This window comes from Muricauda sp. SCSIO 64092, from assembly GCF_023016285.1.
Classification (GTDB): Bacteria; Bacteroidota; Bacteroidia; order Flavobacteriales; family Flavobacteriaceae; genus Croceivirga.
Genome location: NZ_CP095413.1, coordinates 383520 through 405326, shown reverse-complemented (window position 1 = coordinate 405326; position 21807 = coordinate 383520). Strand labels below are relative to the sequence as shown.

Here is a 21807-nt window from a genome sequence, read left to right as displayed (position 1 = left end):
ACAATATTTAATGTTCAGTTGTATTTGCGCATCCTGTTTTGGGCAAATTGTTGTGGACCCAAACTATGCTGTGGAACGTTTGGTCACCGAGGTGTTGGTGGACAGGAATTGCGCTGAGACTTCCAACTACAGATCTTCCACCGGTACCGACTATGGCATAAATGGTATTGGCTATTTTGCGTTCAATGGCGATAACTTTCCTTACAGGGAAGGTATTGTGATTTCCACGGGTAGGGCCATTGATGCCGTTGGGCCAAATGATGACATTGAAAAACCTTCTTCGGGGGTCAAGCGATGGATCGGTGATTCCGATTTGTCCACTGTAACAGGAGTAGCAGATAGTCTTCTTTATAATGCTTCCTATATAGAATTTGATTTTATTCCCAGGGCAAACAACATGAGTTTTAATTTCCTTTTTGCCTCCGTGGAGTATGCCAATGCGTGGCAGTGCATATATTCTGATGTATTTGCTTTTATCTTAACAGATTCCAATGGTGTCTCGTCCAATCTTGCGCTGGTTCCGGGGTCGCAAGACCTCGTTTCAGCAACCAGTATCAGGCCCGGTGTACCTGATTCACTCGGTTTTTCCACTTCATGTGAAGCCAGTAATGAAGAGTATTTTGCGGGTATCAACGGGGATGATTCCGCGATATCGATGGCTGGGAACACAACAAGTTTGGTGGCACAATCCATGGTAAATCCCGGAGAAACGTATACCATAAAACTCGTCATAGCTGATTACGATGATGCCGCCGTGGATTCTGCCGTTTTTTTGGAAGCAGGGAGTTTTTCCGTGGATATATCCCTAGGGGAAAACAGAACTGTACAAAACGGCAATCCCCTATGCGAGGGAGACATTTTTGAAATGGATGCCACCGTTTCTGGTGAAGCCCATTACAGATGGTTTAAAGATGGTGTACAATTACCCCTTTTTGATGATCTGCCCACAGTATCGGTGAACGAGGATGGAATCTATGAGGTGGAAGTGGAGTTTTCCGCCAATTGTATCTCTGAAGGTCGTGTGGAAATCGAGTATATCGATCCTTTTCCATTGGATATTTCATCCACCTTGCAAGAAGAATATATTTTATGTTTGGATGGTGAGGGAAACCCTTTTGAGCCCCTTCCCCAAATGGACACAAAGCTTTCCTCGGCGGAGTATTCCTTTGATTGGTACTACAACTCGGTAAGTACCGGAAACCTGATGGCAAATGCAGATCAACCTTCGCTTGTTCCCACCGAACCGGGAATTTATCATGTTGTGGTTGAAAACCTGCGGTACAATTGTTACCTGTCCTTGTCCGCAACTGTAACTACTTCCGGACCGCCCACGCTTTTTGAGGTGAATATTTTGAGCGATATGTTCAGTAATAGCCACTCCGTTTCCATAAATGTTGAAGGACCAAATGAGTATATGTTCAGCTTGGATGGATTGACATTTAAAGAGGACAATGTTTTTTCCAATTTGGCCCCGGGAGACGATTACATTGCTTATGTTCAAGATGAATATAAATGCAGTGTTGTTTCCAAGGGATTTTATATTGTAGATTACCCTCGATTTTTTACACCTAATGGTGATGGCGTTAACGATACCTGGAAGATTGTGAACCTATTTGAAATCGATAATCCGGAAATAACGATTTTTGATCGTTTTGGTGCAGTTCAGCATCAATTCAGCGATGAAATGGGATGGGAATGGGATGGCACTGTTCGAGGGAATGAAGCCCCTTCATCAAGTTATTGGTTCAGTCTCACCTATGATACCGCGGATGGTGTCCGAAAAGTTTTCAAAGGTTACTTTGCGCTGAAGCGCCAACCTTGACTCATCCTCGTACGGAGATTTCCATTGTCCCATCAATTCCCTTTCTCGTCCCGAATTTTAAGGACTCCAACACTTTTTTTTGGCATGGAACCGTGTTAAAATTGAGCTTTACTTCAGGTAATCTTCTTAAATGGAATTGGTTTTCAGTAGGAGTGGCTGTGTCATAGGGTTGACCCTCGAGGGCCTTTTCCATTTTTTAAGTTGGTTTTTCCATATGTGAGGTTAAGACGACGGGGACTTGGTTTCCAAGGTCCCCGTCGTTATGAAAACCATCCTTAACAGCGTAATGGATAACAAATACAGTGATATGAAAGACCTTTTGATCATTTCTGGTGCTTTTCTAATTTCAATTTGTGCCTTTTGTCAGGAAGATGAACCTACGGATTCGGAAAAGAGGGTTGCGAAGTTTTCCGTGGCCAAAAGAAACGAGGTAAGCATCGACGTTCTCTCGGCAATAGCCATTCCGGCCCTAAGTCCCAGATACGAGTATATCCTGGGGCGATACGCTGGAATCGGTGCGGACCTGTTTGTCTCCCTTGATTGGGATGGTTATACAGATTTTGAACAATTCTCTTTCACACCTTACTACAGACAATATTTCTTTTCCAAACAGGATTACGGGGCCAGGGGGTTTTATGCGGAAGGATTCTTGAAATTCTTCATTTTTAAAGAGTGGTTTTCCGCTATTATAAATGATTTCTTGTCAACAGGTGAAGATTATTATTTTGATACCTCCATAGGTGTGGGAATTGGTTGGAAATGGATAAGTCAGAGCGGTTTTCTTGTGGATTTAGGTGTGGGAATCGGGAGGAACCTTGGATTGCCGGGCGATGACATTGTTGGTTGGGAGGTGCAACCAAGGGGCGGTTTGAATTTTGGATGGAGGTTTTAATATGGCGCAAGGCCGGAATACAGTTTTGCCAATTACAAAAAGAATCTGGTGCAAAAACCGAAAGCCAATAAACTGAATACGATGAGTAAACAAAAGAAAAGTTGGGGATTACTGGAGAATCCTTTGTTGTACGCAATATTCGGGGTACTTGTTGTGATGACGGGCAAAGCGGACACCAATATGGAGGAATGGACCTCAAAACTGGATTATTGGTTGCCCTACATAGAAGTTGTGGGATGGTATTTTATCATGGTGGCCGCAATCCTGTTTATGAGAAGATGCAACAAAAAGATTGAAAATCTGGATGGCTAAATAAATCTTGAAATGGGAAGGGATAAATACATTAAAAGGAAGCTGTACAAACAAATCCTCGAAGAGAACGAAAGGCTGGGGGAAGAGAAGAAAAGCCTCATGGCCGATATCAGGATATTGGTCCAAAATAAATTTTCCTCCGACAAGCTATTTGTGAGGTCAAAATGGCGGAAACACTTTGAAAGGGAGGAAGCCTTCAAAAAACTTTGGAAAGAGATCCAACCGGGAAAAGACCGTGGGAACCGATCAACATAAAGAATCACTGCCCACGGGTTTACATCCCCATCAATTTTAGATATCGATATCATTAAATCAACAGCCATAATTTTTAAAAAATGAACCAATCAAGAAAAAAGAGAGCAATGACTCCTTTGGAAGTAGAGGCATTTGCGACAACATTGCCCACTTCATGCAATAGCGACGCCGAAGGTCCGTCCCTAGTGGGCACCTGGTTACAGGCTTCTGGCGCAACAGAGGAGTTTACAAACAACGTTTCGGACGGTATAGCAACAGATACCATTGATGCTGATAACTTCATTAGGATTACCTTCTATGCAGATGGGACATTTGATGACCTTAAATCGTACTCTTATACCGAAAATGGAGATGTTATTGTTGAAACATCAACCGATGTTGGAACATATTCGGTCAATGGAAACCTACTTTCTGTTGCCTATGACGGAGAGGATACTCAAACAGTTGAATTTACTTTGAGCGGGACACAGCTTGGCATTGCGCATGTAGAGGAATTTACCGAAAATGGCAATCAAAAGCGATTGGTTATACGAACGACTTACCATAGACAGTGATGGGCATATATCAGAGCAGCACATATCCCACTGCTACGTTATTAAAGATGATGGGGACCAATCGACATTTCATGCGTACCGTTCTGGCTTTTGGCCTATTTCTAGTATCGGTCCCTTTCTTACGGGGACAGACGTTGTATGCATTGAAAATTGACCGGAACATCCGTTTTGAAGCCAGGGACATCACTGCGAAGTATCAACCGTATTTGGTAATGGGGGCGGATCAAGCCTTGGAGTTCCAATCCACCGTTGCCCGGTTCCTGGTCAAAAAACGTGCTGTTGAACGGGACGATAGTTTATCCCCAAAAGGCAAATACGAGGTCCTAAGGCGCGTATCAAGTCGGGAAACCTCGGAAATGGCGTATGTTCTGGAATCGTACCGCTGGAAAGAATATATGAGGATCAAGGACCGGATTCAACCTATACCGGAACCTCTTGGTCTTAGGGCCAACGACAGTTTACCAAAACAGGCAGGGAAAAAGGAATCCGAAGTAGTGGACATCCCACCGCCCGAGGTCAGGCCAAAGAAAAAGAAGCAGATCACCATCTACACATTTAAGGGCTGTGGTGCCTGTGATAGCATTATCGGCCGGCTCAATGCCGGAAATTTCACCTTTAGAAGTGTTTCCCTGGATGAAAGTCCCGAAGTGAAGGAACAATTGGGCCAAATTTTGTCCAAATCGGCCCAAGCGATGGATTCCCTGTCCGGCCCCATAATCAGTTTGGGGGGAAAGCTCTACAGCAGGATCACCACTTTCGATCGGATGATGGAGGAAATGGAAAAGGAGTAAGGTCGTTTTGCACCATGGCAACGCTTGTAAAACAAAAAATGCTAAGTATATCAATTTAAATTCTTGAAGCAAAGTATGGGCAGTTTGAAGGCACAGGTCAATAGAAATTCAATGGGGAAGCGATTGGAAAAGAAAGGAAAAATATTGGAAGCCAAAGCGCTTTACGAAGCCAATATTTCCGAAGGCTTCGAAGGTAGCTTTCCATACAGGAGATTAGCGATCATCTATCGAAAAGAAAAATCGAAAGCTGATGAAATAAGGGTTCTCAATAAAGCCGTAGTAGTTTTTGATTCCTTGATTACATCGGCAGGAAAGGATGTTGAACCTAAATTAAAGGAATTCCGTGAAGCCCTGAAAAAAGCGAAATCAAAAATGTAAAAGTCTATTTAAACGATATCCGATTACATCGATTTTGTTCCAATTTGAGCATGTAATCTGATAGCTAACCCAATGTATTTTGAAGAGAACATCAGTCCTATATTTACTGTTCGGTTGCATATGCGCACCCTGTTTTGGGCAAATTGTTGTGGACCCAAACTATGCTGTGGAGCGTTTGGTAACCGAGGTGTTGGTGGACAGGAATTGCGCTGAGACTTCCAACTACAGATCTTCCACCGGTACCGACTATGTCGTAAATGGCGTAAACGGTATTGGCTATTTTGAGTTCAATGGCGATAACTTCCCTTATAGGGAAGGTGTTGTGATTTCCACGGGTAGGGCCATTGACGCTGTTGGGCCAAATACTGGTCCCCTTAAGAATTCGGGGAACGATCGATGGCTCGGTGATTCCGATTTGTCCACTGTAACAGGAGTAGCAGATAGTCTTCTTTATAATGCTTCCTACATAGAATTTGATTTTACTCCCAGGGCAAACAACATGAGTTTTAATTTCCTTTTTGCCTCCGAGGAGTATGCAACGATTCAAGGAGCTTGGCAGTGCATATATTCTGATGTATTTGCTTTTATCTTAACAGATTCCAATGGTGTCTCGTCCAATCTTGCGCTGGTTCCGGGGTCGCAAGACCTCGTTTCAGCAACCAGTATTAGGCCCGGTGTACCTGATTCACTCGGTTTTTCCACTTCATGTGAAGCCAGTAATGAAGAGTATTTTGCGGGTATCAACGGGGATGATTCCGCGATATCGATGACTGGGAACACAACAAGTTTGGTGGCACAATCCATGGTAAATCCCGGAGAAACGTATACCATAAAACTCGTCATAGCTGATTTCGAAGATACTGCTTATGATTCTGCCGTTTTTTTGGAAGCAGGGAGTTTTTCCGTGGATATATCCCTAGGGGAAAACAGAACTGTACAAAACGGCAATCCCCTATGCGAGGGAGACATTTTTGAAATGGATGCCACCGTTTCTGGTGAAGCCCATTACAGATGGTTTAAAGATGGTGTACAATTATCCCTTTTTGATGACCAGCCCACAGTATCGGTGAACGAGGATGGAATCTATGAGGTGGAAGTGGAGTTTTCCGCCAATTGTATCTCTGAAGGTCGTGTGGAAATCGAGTATATCGATTCTTTTCCATTGGATATTTCATCCACCTTGCAAGAAGAATATATTTTATGTTTGGATGGTGAGGGAAACCCTTTTGAGCCCCTTCCCCAAATGGACACAAAGCTTTCCTCGGCGGAGTATTCCTTTGATTGGTACTACAACTCGGTAAGTACCGAAAACCTGATGGCAAATGAAGATCAACCTTCGCTTGTTCCCACCGAACCGGGAATTTATCATGTTGTGGTTGAAAACCTGCGGTACAATTGTTACCTGTCCTTGTCCGCAACTGTAACTACTTCCGGACCGCCCACGCTTTTTGAGGTGAATATTTTGAGCGATATGTTCAGTAATAGCCACTCCGTTTCCATAAATGTTGAAGGACCAAATGAGTATATGTTCAGCTTGGATGGATTGACATTTAAAGAGGACAATGTTTTTTCCAATTTGGCCCCGGGAGACGATTACATTGCTTATGTTCAAGATGAATATGAATGCAGTGTTGTTTCCAAGGGATTTTATATTGTAGATTACCCTCGATTTTTTACACCTAATGGTGATGGCGTTAACGATACCTGGAAGATTGTGAACCTATTTGAAATCGATAATCCGGAAATAACGATTTTTGATCGTTTTGGTGCAGTTCAGCATCAATTCAACGATGAAATGGGATGGGAATGGGATGGCACTGTTCGAGGGAATGAAGCCCCTTCATCAAGTTATTGGTTCAGTCTCACCTATGATACCGCGGATGGTGTCCGAAAAGTTTTCAAAGGTTACTTTGCGCTGAAGCGCCAACCTTGACTCCCCCACACTTAAAGGAAAGGGTTTTATGCAGTATTGAACAAATACCCCTGTACCATCATGGCACTGAACGATGGTTACGAAAACCTTCCCCTGGAGGGAGGGGAACCCGTCAGGGACGACAGGTTTTAGGCAAAGGCATCGGCAACCGACCCACAAAAAGTTCTGGGCGATTCGTGCGGATGAAAATATCGGGCCTACCCGTCCTCGTATGGAGATTTCCATTGTCCCACCAACTATCTTTCTCGTCCCCAATTTTATGGGATACAACACTTTTTTTGGTATGGTATGAGGTTAAAAATTAAGATTTGCCTGATACAACTTCTTAAGTATGGGATTGGTTTTCATTAGGATTGGCTGTGCAACGTGTTAACCTTCGAGGGCCTTTTTCATTTTCGAAGTTGGTTTTTCCATATTTGAGGTTAGACGACGGGGACTTGGTTTCCAAGGTCCCCCGTCGTTATGGAAACTTCCCCTGACTTGGAGGGACGACCGATTTTAAGGCAGCGGGCATTGACCGTGCCATTGCCAAGTTATGTGAACAGCCAACCCGTACCCATCAGCACAATGACATGTGGAAATTATATCAAAAAGTCCTGGAAAGGAACAAAAGACTGGAAGAAGAGAACAAAGGGCTCATGGCCGATATCAGGATATTGAGTAAAAAGAATTTTTCGCCCGAGAAAGAGTTTGTGAAGTCAAAATGGCGGAAACACTTTAAAAAGGAGGAAACCTTCAAAAAATTATGGAAAGAAATCCAACCGAGAAGAAGTCGTGGGAACTAATCAACATTTCATGCGTACAGTGCTGACCCTTTTGCTCTGTCTTATGGCGACCTTTGCTTGGGCCCAGAAGGGCACGGTCATGGTGACCGAGACCAAATCCAAGAACCGAATCGCTTTTTTTGCCGAGAACAGGACGTTTACGGATTATGATGTGCTATTTGAGATAAAGGGTACCAATTTTAGACAGAGTGCCGCAAAACCTAGATGGATCAGGGTTCCCGCAGCATCCAGGGTCCATTTAAAGACCATTGTTTTACTTCGGGACAAACGACCGATCTACACCAAAACACTAAAGACCAATGACAGTTTATCCAAACGGGCGTTGAAAAAGGAATTCGAGGTATTGGATATCCCACCGCCCAAGATCAGGCCAAAGAAACAGATCACCATCTACACATCCAAGGGCTGTGACGCCTGCGATAGCATTGTAAACCAACTCAATTCCCAAAATTTCATCTTTAGAAGCGTTTCCCTGGACGAAAGCCCAGAAGTAAAGGAACAGTTGGGCCAATTTTTATCCAGAACGGCCCAAGAGATGGATGCTTTGTCCAGCCCCATAATTAGTTTGGGGGGAAAGCTCTACAGCAGGATCACCACTTTTGACCGGATGATGGAGGAAATGGAAAAAGATTAAGACCGTTTTACGCTGGGCGCCACACCCATGCCTATCAATGGCAGGAAAGTGCGGATGGAACAACTTGGAACGATATTGTTGGCGAAACCACTCCTATTTTCACAACACCCCAGCTCAATACCGCTACTTTCTACAGGGTAAAGGTTGCCGAGGATGCCATTAATCTGGCAAATTTAAGATGTAGTGTTTTTTCGAATGTTTTTGATGTAACTATTGTTGCTATTCCCGATGCGCCCGTAAGCCAGGGTGATGTAGAACTCTGCGTGGATAATCCCAGAGGCGTTCAGGTTTCGGTTCCGAATGATGTCCTGGTCAATTGGTATGATGCACCTACTGGGGGCAACCTATTGGCAGGGGATTCCGAGCTATACGCCACAACAATTTCAGGAACGTATTATGCGGAGGCAGTGAGCAAAACAACAAATTGTAGTTCCAATACACGAACCGCAGTTTCCATTGTTTATCTTGATTTGTCCTCGCACGAAAGTTTGACATTCTGCGAAGGGCAGTCTGTTACGCTATCAGGAGATGATGTGACCAATGCTTCCTATTTGTGGAGCACCGGGGAAACGACCAAGGAAATCGTGGTAACTTCCCCTGGTACCTATACTGTTGCTGTCACCAAAGGAAATGGATGTTCAACCACCAAAACGATTCAACTTTCACAAATTGACCATCCGATACTGGACAAGGTAGTGTCCAATCATCGGGATTTGACGATTCTTACCCTCAATTCAGGTGATTTTGAATATTCCCTGGATGGTCTTGCTTATCAGGAAACACCCCTCTTTGAAAACCAGCAGGGGGGTGTTTATAACGCTTTTGTAAGAGGGAAAGGTGGTTGCGGCTTAGTACAATTGCAGTTTGTCCATATTGTCGTCCCGCGCTTTTTCACTCCGAACGGGGATGGTATCAATGATAGTTTCAGTCTGGAAGGAGTGGAGTTTGTCGATGCTTTTAAAATCAGCATCTTTGATCGTACCTCAAAGCCCTTGTTCCAATCCACTGACAAAAACTTTTCCTGGGATGGTGTTTTCAATAACCGTCCACTTCCCGCTTCAAGCTATTGGTACCGCATAGAAATTGGCCAAAATGTGCTCAAGGGCCACGTTGTATTAAAGCATAACTAAGCCTTTTTTGGCAACAAAAGGAGCGATTCTTCAAGAATTGTTGGACCACATAGTATCACCTTCAAACCAATGCTTCCATAAATCATACGGCTCGTCCCCAGGTTTTCCAATGCCTTGATTCGTGTATGGTAAGTAGACGTCATTGGTATCGGGTATTGTGCTGCAAAAAAAACGACGGGGACCACTGTTTCAAATCCCCGCCGTCTCACTGAACTAACTTAACATTGCAATAACTTAAAAAGCTTTACCCTATAAAGCCAATGGTCGATTTAACCCACACGATTATTCCATTGCCCATTTTGTTGGTTAGTCCTTAATTGGAAACAAAGGTGAAGTTTTAGTACAAGACCGGACGATAAAATGTGCCCATATCGGTGAAAACCGGGACGAGTAATGCATTAAAAGGGTTTAGTTCGCTCAAAGCATTGTTTTTGAGGTGGAATATTGGTAAGATTCGATACGGATGAGCCCGATTTATAGGAATCAGGTAACGATTTAGGTCGATTTTTTTAGCGATAAATGCTGATTGTAAAAGTTTGCCCTTTAACGAATCGATTTTAAAGGAGTAAAGAGGATGAAGCCACCGTGATGGATTTATGGGGTCAAATCCTGTTTGACATTGGATTTGTTGCCACCACTTTCAGGAAACAAAAAAGGGAGGATAATGCATATCCTCCCGATTGATTTTGTTAAGGTTAGGTTGTTTTAAAGGGTCATTTTTTCCATTTACCTCCACCGAGATAGAAACCTAAGGAGAGACCAAAGTACGAGTTACTTACTTCTGATTCTCCAATTTCGGATTTCCCAATAAGATGGTAAGTTGCGGCCAATCGTAATTTTCCAAGCTCAAAACCTGCACGGACAAGTCCGCCAAATTTACCATCAACCTCTGCTTCAGTAGTTTCCCCCAAAAAATCCAGTTCAAGATTGGCCAAGGCGTTATAACCCATACCACCCCCAATAAATGGAGCAAATGAAGAACCACCATTGTTAAAATAATAATCAAAAGTTGCCGCATATGATGCGTTGCTACCTAACTCAGTCTCCAGCTCCAGGGAAGCCGCATCAGTCGTAATATTTTTTGCCAATACAGCACTTTCAAAAAGAATTCCAATATTCATATTGTCCATGATATTGTACTTAAACTCAATGGCACCGAGAATCCCGCCACCACCGTCAGGGACGGCATATCCCAAGTCAAGGCCCGCCCTGAATTTATGCTGTTCCTGTGCCTGTGTAAATTGAGCCATACCCATAATGGCCATAACGATAAAAAAACTTTTTTTCATAATAATGGTTTAAATATTGATTTTATAAAATTTGGTAAATGACCAACAATGCCCTGGAAATAGCCATGGATTTAAAACCACGCCATCATTCCAATTGACTGTGTTGGATAAATTTTTATCGGGGGCAAAAGTGGGGCTTTAGCACAAGACCAAACTATAAAATGTGTCCATATGGGTTAAAACTGGGACAGATAGGTCATTAAAAGTGATAGGGGCATAAAAAGACATATTTTTTGGGTAGCATTAGTCCTTCCTTGACTTCTCTTGATCCTTTTTTAAAAATCCCCAAAATACCTTGTTATATCCCAATTTTAATAGGGTTCAGCACCAATTATTGGATATTTCCCTCGTATGGTCATTTTTTGCTTTGAATTAATATTTATTAATCTAAAAAGCCATCAAAATGAAAAAACAATTACACTTAGTATTACTTTCCATCTTTTTAACGGGCCTTACCGCTTATGGCCAAAATATAGGAGGCCAATTTACCGTTGATGGTATCAGATACAAGATTACGGATACCGCTCCAACCCAAGTTGAGATTGTGGCCTATACCGGTTCTGCAAAGGAGGTGAACATCCCCCCAAGGGTCAGCGACCAGGGCATCGAATACGAGGTTACCCGTATTGGAGAGAACGCTTTTTACGGTGACCTATTGACCAGTGTAATTATCCCCGAGGGGATCACCCATATAGGGATTAGGGCCTTTATGAACAACGACATAAACAGCGTGGTGATCCCCACCACCGTGACCAGTATTGGGCATACCGCTTTTTGGAACAATCGCATAGCCAGCTTGGAGATTCCCGAAGGGATTGATGACATCGGGGACAATACCTTTGGCAGAAACAACTTGGCCAGTGTGACCATTCCTGCCAGTGTTACCAGTATTGGTGGCAATGCCTTTATTACGCATCCTCATTCACCTTCAAGAATGACCCAGGTAACAATGCTGGGCAGTACCCCCCCAGTCCTCCAGGGTGATCCTTTTACAAACCCTGGCCAAATGGATCTGGTCGTACCCAGGGGTGCCCTGGATGCTTATAAAGAGCCAGCCAACGGCTGGACGGGCTTCGGGTCCATCACCTATGGGATCTTTACCGTTGATGGCAGCAAATACGGAATCACCTCTGAGACCGCTGTCATTATGATGGACCATACCGGTACGTCCACAGAGGTGACCATACTCCCAACAATCAGCCACGACGGCACCGATTACGATGTGACCGCCATTGGTGATAGGGTTTTTCATAATAAGCAATTGACCAAGGTCACTTTCATCAATACGCCGAGCACGCCAAGCAAGGTCACCAGCATTGGGGAAGATGCATTTTATAAGAACCAATTGACCGGTATTGTCATTCCGGAAAGTGTGACCAGTCTCGGGCAACGGGCATTTGGCACCAACCAATTGGACAGTGTGGCCATACCCGATGGTATCACCAGTATTGGGCAGTGGGTCTTTGCCCAAAACAAATTAACAGCGGTTACCATACCGGGCCATGTGGAAAGTATAGGGTACCAGGCCTTTTACGGTAATCCAAACCTTGGCTTGGTGACAGTGAAGCGTAACGATCCCCCAGGCCTCGATGCAGATGCCTTTCAAAATCCAAACCGTGACCAAATAGATGTGGTCGTCCCCAAGGGCACGAGACAAGGGTATTTGGATAATGGATGGACGGGCTTTAGATCCATCACGGAACCTGTGAAGATCGGGGACACGTTCATTGTCGATCATATCACATACCGGGTTAATTCAATAGATCCCGATAAGGAAGTAACGGTTATAGACTATGACACTGCAGGAGGCCCAAGTCTGATCATCCCCCCAAGGGTCAGCGACCAGGGCACCGAATACAAGGTTACCCGTATTGGAGAGCGCGCTTTTTACGGTGACCTATTGACCAGTGTAATTATCCCCGAGGGGATTACCCATATAGGGATTAGGGCCTTTATGAACAACGCCATAAACAGCGTGGTGATCCCCACCACCGTGACCAGTATTGGGCATACCGCTTTTTGGAACAATCGCATAGCCAGCTTGGAGATTCCCGAGGGGATTGATGACATCGGGGACAATACCTTTGGCAGAAACAACTTGGCCAGTGTGACCATTCCTGCCAGTGTTACCAGTATAGGAACCGATGCCTTTATTACGCATCCTGATTCACCTTCAAGAATGACCCAGGTAACAATGCTGGGCAGTACCCCCCCAGTCCTCCAGGGTGATCCTTTTACAAACCCTGGCCAAATTGATCTGGTCGTACCCTGGGGTGCCCTAGATGTTTATAAAGAGCCAACCAACGGCTGGACGGGATTCGGGTCCATCACCTACGGGGTCTTTACCGTTGATGGCATCAAATACGAAATCACCTCTCAGACCGATGTCATGGTGATGGACCATACCGGTACGTCCACAGAGGTGACCATACTCCCAACAATCAGCCACGACGGCACCGATTACGATGTGACCGCCATTGGTGATAGGGCTTTTCATAATAAGCAATTGACCAAGGTCACTTTCATCAATACGCCGAGCACGCCAAGCAAGGTCACCAGCATTGGGGAAGATGCATTTTATAAGAACCAATTGGCCAGTATTGTCATTCCGGAAAGTGTGACCAGTCTCGGGCAACGGGCATTTGGCACCAACCAATTGGACAGTGTGACCATACCCGATGGTATCACCAGTATTGGGCAGTGGGTCTTTGCCCAAAACAAATTAACAGCGGTTACCGTACCGGGCCATGTGGAAAGTATAGGGTACCAGGCCTTTTACGGTAACCCGGGGCTTAGCTTGGTGAAGTTGGAGGCCAATGGTCCACCAACACTCAATGCAGATGCCTTTCAATATGCAGGCCGTGACCAAATAGACCTGATAGTCCCTCCGGGGACTAAAGACGCATATCTGGCCGCGGGGTGGACGGGCTTCAGATCCATCAGCTTTGGAATCTTTACCGTTGATGACATGAAATATGGAATTACGTCTCCTACCGAAGTCATGGTGATGGACCATACCGGTACGGCCACGGAGGTCACCATCACCGAAACGGTGATGGATAATAGCACGAATACCACCTATACGGTGACCGCTATTGGCAATGAGGCTTTTAAGGACAAGAACTTGACCGGCGTGACCATACCCGATGGTGTGACCAGTATTGGAGACAGAGCTTTTTGGAACAACAAATTGACCGAGGTGACCATACCCGGCAGTGTTACCAGTATTGGGCAACGGGCATTTGGCAAGAACCAATTGGGCAGTGTGATCATACCCGATGGTGTGACCAGTATTGGAGTGCAGGCTTTTCTCGGGAACCAATTGACCCAGGTGACCATTCCAAACACTGTGACCAGTATGGACCGAGATGCCTTTCAAGGAAATAAATTGATCGAGGTGACCCTACCGGGCAATATGACCAGACTCGAGGAAGGTGTTTTCAAGAACAACGAATTGACCAGTGTGACCATACCCGATGGGGTGACCAGTATCGGGAACAGTGCTTTTTCACAAAACAAATTCATCACGATAACCATATCGGCCAATGTGGAGCGTATTGATCAATGGGCTTTTAACGGTAGCTCAAGTATTCATACAATTTTTGTAGAGGCGACCACGCCTCCATCCATTGAAGAAAATACCTTTGGAGACCGTGACCAAACTGCTGTGGTCGTTCCCATGGACAAGAGACAAGGGTATTTGGATAATGGGTGGACGGGCTTCAAATCCATCAGCTCCGGAATCTTTACCGTGGATGGCATCAAATACGGAATTATCTCTTCATCCGAAGTAATGGTATTGGACTATATCAGTCCGGTAGCAGTGGTGACCATCCCTCCAACGGTGGCCCATGGCCCAAACACCTACACGGTGACCACTATTGGTGATTATGCTTTTGAAAAAAACCACTTGACCAGTGTAACCATACCGAACAGTGTCACCAGTATTGGGAGCGATGCTTTTTACGGTAACCAATTGACCAGTGTAACCATAGGAAACAATGTGACCCGTATTGGGAGTGGTGCTTTTTCAACCAACCAATTGACCGAGGTGACCATACCGGGCAGTGTCAACAGTATTGGGGACATCGCTTTTGCAGATAATCCAGACCTTGCCACAGTGATCACAAAGGCCACCGTTCCCCCATCGCTCCATGCAGGTGCCTTTCAATATCCAGGCCGTCACCAAATAGACCTGATAGTCCCTTCGTGCACCAAAGACGAATATCTGGCCGCGGGGTGGACGGGCTTCAGATCCATTACAGAACCCGAAGAAGGAGAGACCTTTGCCGATGGTGGCATCATATACCGAATCACATCATTGGATCCCTCCACGGTAACGGCCATAGACTATACGGGTACGGCCACCAATGTAAACATTCCCGAAATGGTCAAAGGGTGCTACACGGTGACGACTATTGGTAACGAAGCCTTTGAAGAAAAAGGATTGACCGGTGTGACCATCCCCAATACGGTGACCAGTATTGGGAATTATGCTTTTTGGAACAACGAATTGACCGAGGTGACCATACCGGGCAGTGTGACCAGTATCGGGGAACATGCTTTTTTCTCCAACAATTTAACAGAGGTGACCATAGGGAACGGTGTCATCAGTATTGGAGGCAGGGCTTTTGCGCATAACGAATTGACCCGTGTGACCATACCGGGCAGTGTGAGAAGTATTGGGGAGTGGGCTTTTACATATAACAATTTAACCGAGGTGACCATAGGGAACAGTGTCACCAGTATCGGGGAATATGCTTTTATGAACAACCAATTGACCAGTGTGACCCTACCCGACAGTGTGACCAGTATCGGGGAATATGCTTTTTTCCTTAATGATTTGACCGAGGTGACCCTACCGGGCAATATGACTAGTATTGAGAGTAGTGTTTTTAGCGAGAACGACTTGACCAGTGTGACCATCCCCGATAGTGTGACCAGTATCGGGAACAGTGCTTTTTCGGCTAACGATTTAACCGAGGTGACCATAGGGAACAATGTCAACAGTATTGGGGATTTTGCTTTTATGAACAACCAATTGACCTGTGCAACCATACCGAACAGTATCAACAGTATTGGGGGCAGCGCTTTTGCAAATAATCCGGACCTTGCCGGAGTGGTGACAAAGGCCACCGATCCCCCAGCGCTCCATGCAGATGCCTTTCAAAATGCAGACCGCGACCAAATAGACTTGATAGTACCCGAAGGTAGGACAGGTGCTTATCTAGCTACAGGGTGGACGGGCTTCAGATCCATTACAGAGGCCAAAGTAGGAGGTACCTTTACCGATGGCGGTATCACATACCAGATCACATCATTGGAGCCCTACACGGTAATGGTCATAGACTATACGGGTACAGCTACCGATGTAAACATTCCCGAAATGGTCAAAGGGTGCTTCACGGTGACCCGTATTGGGGATGATGCTTTTCGTGGCGGACAATTGACCAGTGTTGTCATACCCAACAGTGTGACCCGTATTGGGAATGGGGCTTTTGCAAGCAACAACTTGACCAGTGTAACCATACCCAACAGTGTGGAAAGTATAGGGTACCATGCTTTTGGCAGAAACGGTTTAACCGCGGTTACCATACCCAACGGTCTAACCAGTATTGAGCAGAGTACTTTTGCGGGTAACCTATTGACCAATGTGACCATACCAAACAGTGTGACCAGTATCGGGGAGTGGGCTTTTTCGGCTAACGATTTAACCGAGGTGACCATACCGGGCAATGTGGAAAGTATAGGGTACCAGGCCTTTTATTATAACCCAAACCTTGGCTTGGTGACGGTGAAGCGTAACGATCCCCCATCGCTCCATGCAGATGCCTTTCAAAACCGCTCCCAAATAGACTTGATAGTGCCCGTAGGCAGGAAAAATGCATACTTGGCTGCAGGATGGACGGGCTTTAAGTCCATTACAGAGGCAGCAGGAATGGCCGGAAAGAGTGCCGTGGTGCAGGGTACCAGTGCTGAAGCATCCCCTGTAGAAAGTGCAGTGGCACCTGCCCATGTTGATGTTGCTAAAGCTAATGCCCGCGACAATGTCAGCGTCTACCCGAACCCGGCACAAGACGACATCCACATTGGACTACCTGATGGTGAAGCGTTACGGCAAGTGAACCTATACAATGCCCTTGGTGTCCATGTCCATTCGGCGAACACCCTGCAACTGGATATAGGCCATTTGCCCAGCGGTACATATATAATGGAAATAGAGACCAGGGCTGGGGAGAGGGTGGTCAAGCGGATAATTGTAAAATAAACTTCACTGCCACAGAATAAATGGACAAACAATGATCGTCCGCTTTGTAGGATACTGATATGGCCCTGCGCCATTCCGGACCTGCCCCCAATACCGCAGGTGGGCAGGTCCGTTTCGGGACCCCGTTGCACCCATGGACACAGTTGTGATGGGGACCCGGAACGGGCCTGTGCCGAACCCGTTCCAGTATTTAAGTTGACGATAGGGATTTATGGCACTTTGCGGACATCATTCAAAATAAATATAACGACCATGAAAGATTCATAGTGATCATGGGAGCTGCGTTGGCCCGATCCGGTATTGGTCGAACCACAAAATGTGTCCATATCGGCGAAAACCGGGACAAATAGGCCATTAAAAGTGATGGGGGCATAAAAAGACATATTTTTTGGACATCGTTTATCTTCCCTTGGTCTGGGCACTGACCTTTTTGATTCGTGTTTTAAAAAAAGTGGGCACTTTTATCGCATTCGATTCCTTTTTTTAAAATCCCCAAAGTACCCTGTTACGTCCCAATTTTAAAGGGGTTCGGCACTGATTTTTGGATAGTTCCCCCATATGATTGTTATTAATATTCAAAAATTTATAAAAAAGACCATCCATGAAAAAACTACTACAATTAACAATATCTGCCATCTTTATGGTAGGGTTTGGTCTTGGCACTTATGCCCAAAATGTGGGAGACCAATTTAATTTTGAGGGTATCAACTACGAAATTACTTCCCAGGGTCCCAATACAGTAAAACTTTTGGGACTGGTCGGAGCCCATGACAGGCCTCCTGGATTTCCCAATTTGGCCATCCCGGCAACTATGCAGTATGGTAATCAAGTTTATACCGTTACCGCTATTGGAGAGCGTGCTTTTGATGCTTATGGCAAAGCTGGGACGGACAAGCTGACCAGTGTGGACATTCCCATCACGGTAACCAGTATCGGGAGTCATGCTTTTGCCGAAAACGAATTGACCAGTGTGACCATTCCCGATGGTGTGACCAGTATTGGACATAGTACTTTTCGTAACAACCGATTGACCGAGGTGACCCTACCCAACAGTGTCACCAGCATTGGAGGTTGGGCTTTTCGCCACAACCAATTGACTGAGGTGACCCTACCCGATGGTATAAACGATATTGGGATCAGGGCTTTTGCTCATAATCTATTGAGCGAAGTGACCATACCAAGCAGTATGATCAATATTAGGGAGATGTCTTTTGTCTATAATCCGATCAAAAAAGTAACGGCAAAAGGTTCTACCATCATACCAAACATTGTTATCGAATACTATGACAACTATAATTATTATATCCCTGACGCCTTTGCAAACCGGGGCGATATAGATCTGATAGTACCCAAAGGCAGGACACAAGCCTATAAAGATGCAGGCTGGACGGGCTTCAAATCCATCACGGAAGATACGGAAGATATAGGAATCGGAGACACGTTCAGTGCCGATCATATAACATACGGGATTACTTCTTTAGCACCTTATGAAGTTGAGGCAAAAGACTATACCATTACGGGAGGTTCCAGTGTGAACATCCCCCCAACGGTCAACTACCAGGGCACCGATTACGATGTGACCGCTATTGGTAATGATGCCTTTTGGCATAGTGGATTGACCAGCTTGACCTTCGCTGATCAAAGCAATGTGACCCATATTGGGAATTTTGCTTTTGCCCTAAACGATTTAAAAGAGGTGACCATACCGAGCAATGTGACCGCTATTGGTAATAATGCCTTTAGGCAAAGTGGATTGACCGGCTTGACCTTCGCTGATCAAAGCAATGTGACCAGTATTGGGGATTTTGCTTTTGCCCTAAACGATTTAAAAGAGGTGACCATACCGGGTAGTGTGACCGCTATTGGGGAGAAGGCTTTTTGGGTCAACGCTTCCCCCGAGAAGGGATTGACCAGGTTGACCTTCATTGACCAGGGCAATTTAGAAGTTATCGGGGAGAAGGCTTTTATGAATAACAAATTGACCGAGGTAACCATACCCAGCAGTGTGACCAGAATGGACCCAGATGCCTTTCAAGGAAATAAATTGACCGAGGTGACCATACCGGGCAATGTGACCAGACTCGAGGAAGGTGTTTTCAAGAATAACGAATTGACCGAGGTGACCATACCCGATGGGGTGACCAGTATAGGGAACAGTGCTTTTTCACAAAACAAATTCATCACGATAACCATACCGGCCAATGTGGAGCGTATTGATCAATGGGCCTTTCATAACGGTAACGGTAGCTCAAATATTCATGCAATTTTTGTAGAGGCCACCACTCCTCCATCCATTGAAGAAAATACCTTTCGAAACCGTGACCAAATAGATGTGTTAGTTCCCGAGGGCACGAGACAAGCGTATTTGGACAATGGGTGGACGGACTTCAGATCCATCACGGAAGGGATTCAGGTTTCAATAGACGCACCGGTACAGATAGATAATTTAACATCATTTTCAGTCAACATTACCTTTAATGAAAACGTAACTGGTTTTACCAAGGAAGATATTCATGTAGGCAATGCCACTGTGGTCGATGGCAGTTTTTCCAAGGTCAATGGTTCCATATATACCATTGAAATGATACCCGCATCCTGTGAGGGCACCATTACCATTAATGTCCCTAAAAATGTAGCGGAATATGCGCCAAAGTTTCTCAATTTGGCAGCAAGCGCAATGATAACGGTCAATGCCCTGCCAATGGCCCCAGAGGTAGATTCAAACACCCCTGTATGTTCAGGTCAAGATGCCATATTTACCATTACGGGGGGAACTCCTGGTGATATAGTAACCTACAGCGAGGATTCAGATGGAACGGTAACCAATGGAACGGCAACCATAGCAGCGGACAGAACAGTAGAGGTAATGGTAAAAGGGGCAAGCTCGGACACAACCTTGAGCCTAATAGGGGTGACCAATGGAAGCTGCAGTGTGCCGCTAACGGGAACGGCTACCGTAACCGTTCATCAGGGTAGTCCATTAACAGCTATTGCCCAGGACATTACCGTAGAACAGGATGCCGGTTCCAGGTCGGGGCAAGTGATTATCTCCCCTGAACAAGTGAACAAGGGTTCCCACGGTAGCTGTAACAATGGTCCTATCTCCTTAAGTTTGGACAGAACAGTTTTTACCTGTGACGATGTGGGCACACCAACAACGGTTACCCTGACTGCTACACAGGGTACCAAAACGGCCACGGCGACTGCTATGGTGACCATAGTTGACAATATGGCTCCCATAGTCGTTGTCAAAGATCATACCGTAGGATTGGATGCCAGTGGCAATGCCCGTATTGAAGCAAGTGACGTCCACAATGGAATCTGGGACAATTGCGGTATAGGGACCGTTACGGTCAATCCCTCACGTTTTGATCGCACAGATCTTGGTGCCAATACAGTAAGCTTGACCGTTACCGATAACAATGGAAATCAGCATACGGCAATGGCCATAGTGACCGTGGAGGCTTACTCTGCTCAAATAGGTGATGTGTTCACGGTATCGGGGATGGACTATGGAATTACGTCCATGAATCCCTACACGGTGACCGTAATGGGTCTTAGTGGAACCAATATATCGGGCAGATTATCGGCGACACCTTCCTCCGGTGCCATAACAATACCAGAAACGGTTTCCTATGAGGGAACTACCTATATTGTTACCGGTATTGGGGATGGTGCTTTTGAGGGCAACGCCCTGACTACTGTGACCATTGGTCAGAATGTTACCAGCATTGGAGCCAACGCTTTTGCCAATAACCCAGACCTTGCCATAATGGAGGCAAAAGGCACCGTTCCGCCAGCACTTCTTCAGGGTACCTTTAAAAATGCAGATCGTGACCAAATAAAGTTGAAAGTACCCATAGGCAAGATAGATGCTTATCTGGCAGCAGGTTGGACGGGATTTGAATCCATATCGGATGGTGGGCCCGAAAAGAACAGCATTACCATCTACCCCAACCCGGCAAGGGATAAGGTCCATATTGATCTGGGTCCGGGACAAGAATTAAAAGAAGTAAATATCCATACTATGACCGGAGCCTATCTGTACTCGGAAAACGGACTCGAAATAAACACGGACCATCTATCCGAGGGGATGTACCTATTTGAGATCGTGACCAGGACGGGCGATAGATCCATAAAGAAAATAGTGATCGCAGATAGATAGACGATATAATCCCTATCCAAAAAAACGTTTGCAGTTTTCATGTCCGCACGATAGGGTTGTATGTTCCGTAATCATAGCTTCTCGGCTTTCATTATCATATTGAGAAACTTTAAAAAGCTCAGGGCAATCTATGATCTTATGTATTGAATCTTCAGCCTGACCGGTCCAAACTACATTCATTGTTTAGCCTTTTCCTAAGTGATCTCATAACCCCAATATGAGGTCTTATCCTGTCTTCAGAACCATCTTTTCTACTTGATTTAAGGGCTTCAGAATTTCAAAAGGGGCATTTCAATGCTGTAAATTCATCTAATAAGGGATATGATATCGACATCATATAACCACGGTCGGACCAATACTCCAATATACAAATACTCCAATATAAAGGAGTTAGGAGTGGGTTTTTGAGTAGGCAGCTTTGAGTAGGCAGTAAGTGGGGTTAAGGAGTGAGGACTCGCTTTGCCCTTTCGAAATTATGCTTTTAAAGTAGGGTCATTTCGAACGTACGTGAGAAATCCCAATAACAAAAAAACCACATTCCTTAAAAAGCTGTTCGAAGTCTTGGATTTCGCACTTATCGCTTTCCTTTATTTACTCCG

Annotated in this window: 14 protein-coding genes; 13 read left to right on the top strand and 1 reads right to left on the bottom strand. The window is 45.2% G+C overall.

From position 1 onward, the window contains the following. The first annotated feature begins 52 nt into the window (after positions 1 to 52). From L0P88_RS01530 to L0P88_RS01480, 11 genes are all read left to right on the top strand, one after another. A complete protein-coding gene (locus L0P88_RS01530; protein ID WP_247132884.1) occupies positions 53 to 1822 on the top strand; it encodes a T9SS type B sorting domain-containing protein in 1770 nt (589 codons plus the stop codon). Positions 1823 to 2084: 262 nt separating this feature from the next. Beyond that, positions 2085 to 2714: a hypothetical protein gene (locus L0P88_RS01525; protein ID WP_247132883.1), complete on the top strand. Its 630-nt coding sequence runs from the start codon at positions 2085 to 2087 to the stop codon at positions 2712 to 2714. 81 nt (positions 2715 to 2795) lie between these two features. Then, complete coding sequence (locus L0P88_RS01520; RefSeq protein WP_247132882.1) at positions 2796 to 3026, top strand: hypothetical protein; 231 nt, start codon at positions 2796 to 2798, stop codon at positions 3024 to 3026. A gap of 12 nt (positions 3027 to 3038) precedes the next feature. Next, the gene (locus L0P88_RS01515) at positions 3039 to 3281 is read left to right on the top strand and encodes a hypothetical protein (RefSeq protein ID WP_247132881.1); all 243 of its coding nucleotides are present in this window, start codon (positions 3039 to 3041) and stop codon (positions 3279 to 3281) included. A gap of 80 nt (positions 3282 to 3361) precedes the next feature. Next, the gene (locus L0P88_RS01510; RefSeq protein ID WP_247132880.1) at positions 3362 to 3835 is read left to right on the top strand and encodes a lipocalin family protein; all 474 of its coding nucleotides are present in this window, start codon (positions 3362 to 3364) and stop codon (positions 3833 to 3835) included. 71 nt (positions 3836 to 3906) lie between these two features. Then, the gene (locus tag L0P88_RS01505; RefSeq protein ID WP_247132879.1) at positions 3907 to 4626 is read left to right on the top strand and encodes a hypothetical protein; all 720 of its coding nucleotides are present in this window, start codon (positions 3907 to 3909) and stop codon (positions 4624 to 4626) included. Positions 4627 to 4701: 75 nt separating this feature from the next. Then, positions 4702 to 5004, top strand: a complete 303-nt coding sequence (locus L0P88_RS01500; RefSeq protein ID WP_247132878.1) for a hypothetical protein — start codon at positions 4702 to 4704, stop codon at positions 5002 to 5004. A gap of 79 nt (positions 5005 to 5083) precedes the next feature. After that, complete coding sequence (locus tag L0P88_RS01495; RefSeq protein ID WP_247132877.1) at positions 5084 to 6937, top strand: T9SS type B sorting domain-containing protein; 1854 nt, start codon at positions 5084 to 5086, stop codon at positions 6935 to 6937. A 572-nt stretch (positions 6938 to 7509) separates the two neighbouring features. After that, positions 7510 to 7722, top strand: coding sequence for a hypothetical protein (locus L0P88_RS01490; protein WP_247132876.1), 213 nt, complete (start codon positions 7510 to 7512; stop codon positions 7720 to 7722). A 10-nt stretch (positions 7723 to 7732) separates the two neighbouring features. Beyond that, entirely contained in the window at positions 7733 to 8356 is a 624-nt protein-coding gene (locus tag L0P88_RS01485; RefSeq protein WP_247132875.1) for a glutaredoxin, read from the top strand. Positions 8357 to 8430: 74 nt separating this feature from the next. Beyond that, positions 8431 to 9486 carry a T9SS type B sorting domain-containing protein gene (locus L0P88_RS01480; RefSeq protein WP_313791602.1) on the top strand — a complete coding sequence of 352 codons (1056 nt, stop codon included), beginning with the start codon at positions 8431 to 8433 and terminating at the stop codon, positions 9484 to 9486. A gap of 713 nt (positions 9487 to 10199) precedes the next feature. On the opposite strand, the gene L0P88_RS01475 is transcribed toward L0P88_RS01480, so the two are convergent. Further along, positions 10200 to 10775: a hypothetical protein gene (locus L0P88_RS01475; RefSeq protein ID WP_247132873.1), complete on the bottom strand. Its 576-nt coding sequence runs from the start codon at positions 10773 to 10775 to the stop codon at positions 10200 to 10202. 403 nt (positions 10776 to 11178) lie between these two features. Between L0P88_RS01475 and L0P88_RS01470 the strand changes: the two genes are divergently transcribed. Together L0P88_RS01470 and L0P88_RS01465 are read left to right on the top strand one after the other, a co-directional pair. Continuing rightward, positions 11179 to 17043: a leucine-rich repeat protein gene (locus L0P88_RS01470; RefSeq protein ID WP_247132872.1), complete on the top strand. Its 5865-nt coding sequence runs from the start codon at positions 11179 to 11181 to the stop codon at positions 17041 to 17043. A 601-nt stretch (positions 17044 to 17644) separates the two neighbouring features. Then, the gene (locus tag L0P88_RS01465) at positions 17645 to 21208 is read left to right on the top strand and encodes a leucine-rich repeat protein (RefSeq protein ID WP_247132871.1); all 3564 of its coding nucleotides are present in this window, start codon (positions 17645 to 17647) and stop codon (positions 21206 to 21208) included. Positions 21209 to 21807 lie beyond the last annotated feature (599 nt).

Bases quoted from the DNA above. Each gene is read 5' to 3' on its own strand.
- L0P88_RS01525 (WP_247132883.1), top strand. From the start codon at position 2,085: ATGAAAACCATCCTTAACAGCGTAATGGATAACAAATACAGTGATATG.
- L0P88_RS01520 (WP_247132882.1), top strand. From the start codon at position 2,796: ATGAGTAAACAAAAGAAAAGTTGGGGATTACTGGAGAATCCTTTGTTG.
- L0P88_RS01515 (WP_247132881.1), top strand. From the start codon at position 3,039: ATGGGAAGGGATAAATACATTAAAAGGAAGCTGTACAAACAAATCCTC.
- L0P88_RS01510 (WP_247132880.1), top strand. From the start codon at position 3,362: ATGAACCAATCAAGAAAAAAGAGAGCAATGACTCCTTTGGAAGTAGAG.
- L0P88_RS01505 (WP_247132879.1), top strand. From the start codon at position 3,907: ATGCGTACCGTTCTGGCTTTTGGCCTATTTCTAGTATCGGTCCCTTTC.
- L0P88_RS01500 (WP_247132878.1), top strand. From the start codon at position 4,702: ATGGGCAGTTTGAAGGCACAGGTCAATAGAAATTCAATGGGGAAGCGA.
- L0P88_RS01490 (WP_247132876.1), top strand. From the start codon at position 7,510: ATGTGGAAATTATATCAAAAAGTCCTGGAAAGGAACAAAAGACTGGAA.
- L0P88_RS01485 (WP_247132875.1), top strand. From the start codon at position 7,733: ATGCGTACAGTGCTGACCCTTTTGCTCTGTCTTATGGCGACCTTTGCT.
- L0P88_RS01475 (WP_247132873.1), bottom strand. From the start codon at position 10,775: ATGAAAAAAAGTTTTTTTATCGTTATGGCCATTATGGGTATGGCTCAA.
- L0P88_RS01470 (WP_247132872.1), top strand. From the start codon at position 11,179: ATGAAAAAACAATTACACTTAGTATTACTTTCCATCTTTTTAACGGGC.
- L0P88_RS01465 (WP_247132871.1), top strand. From the start codon at position 17,645: ATGAAAAAACTACTACAATTAACAATATCTGCCATCTTTATGGTAGGG.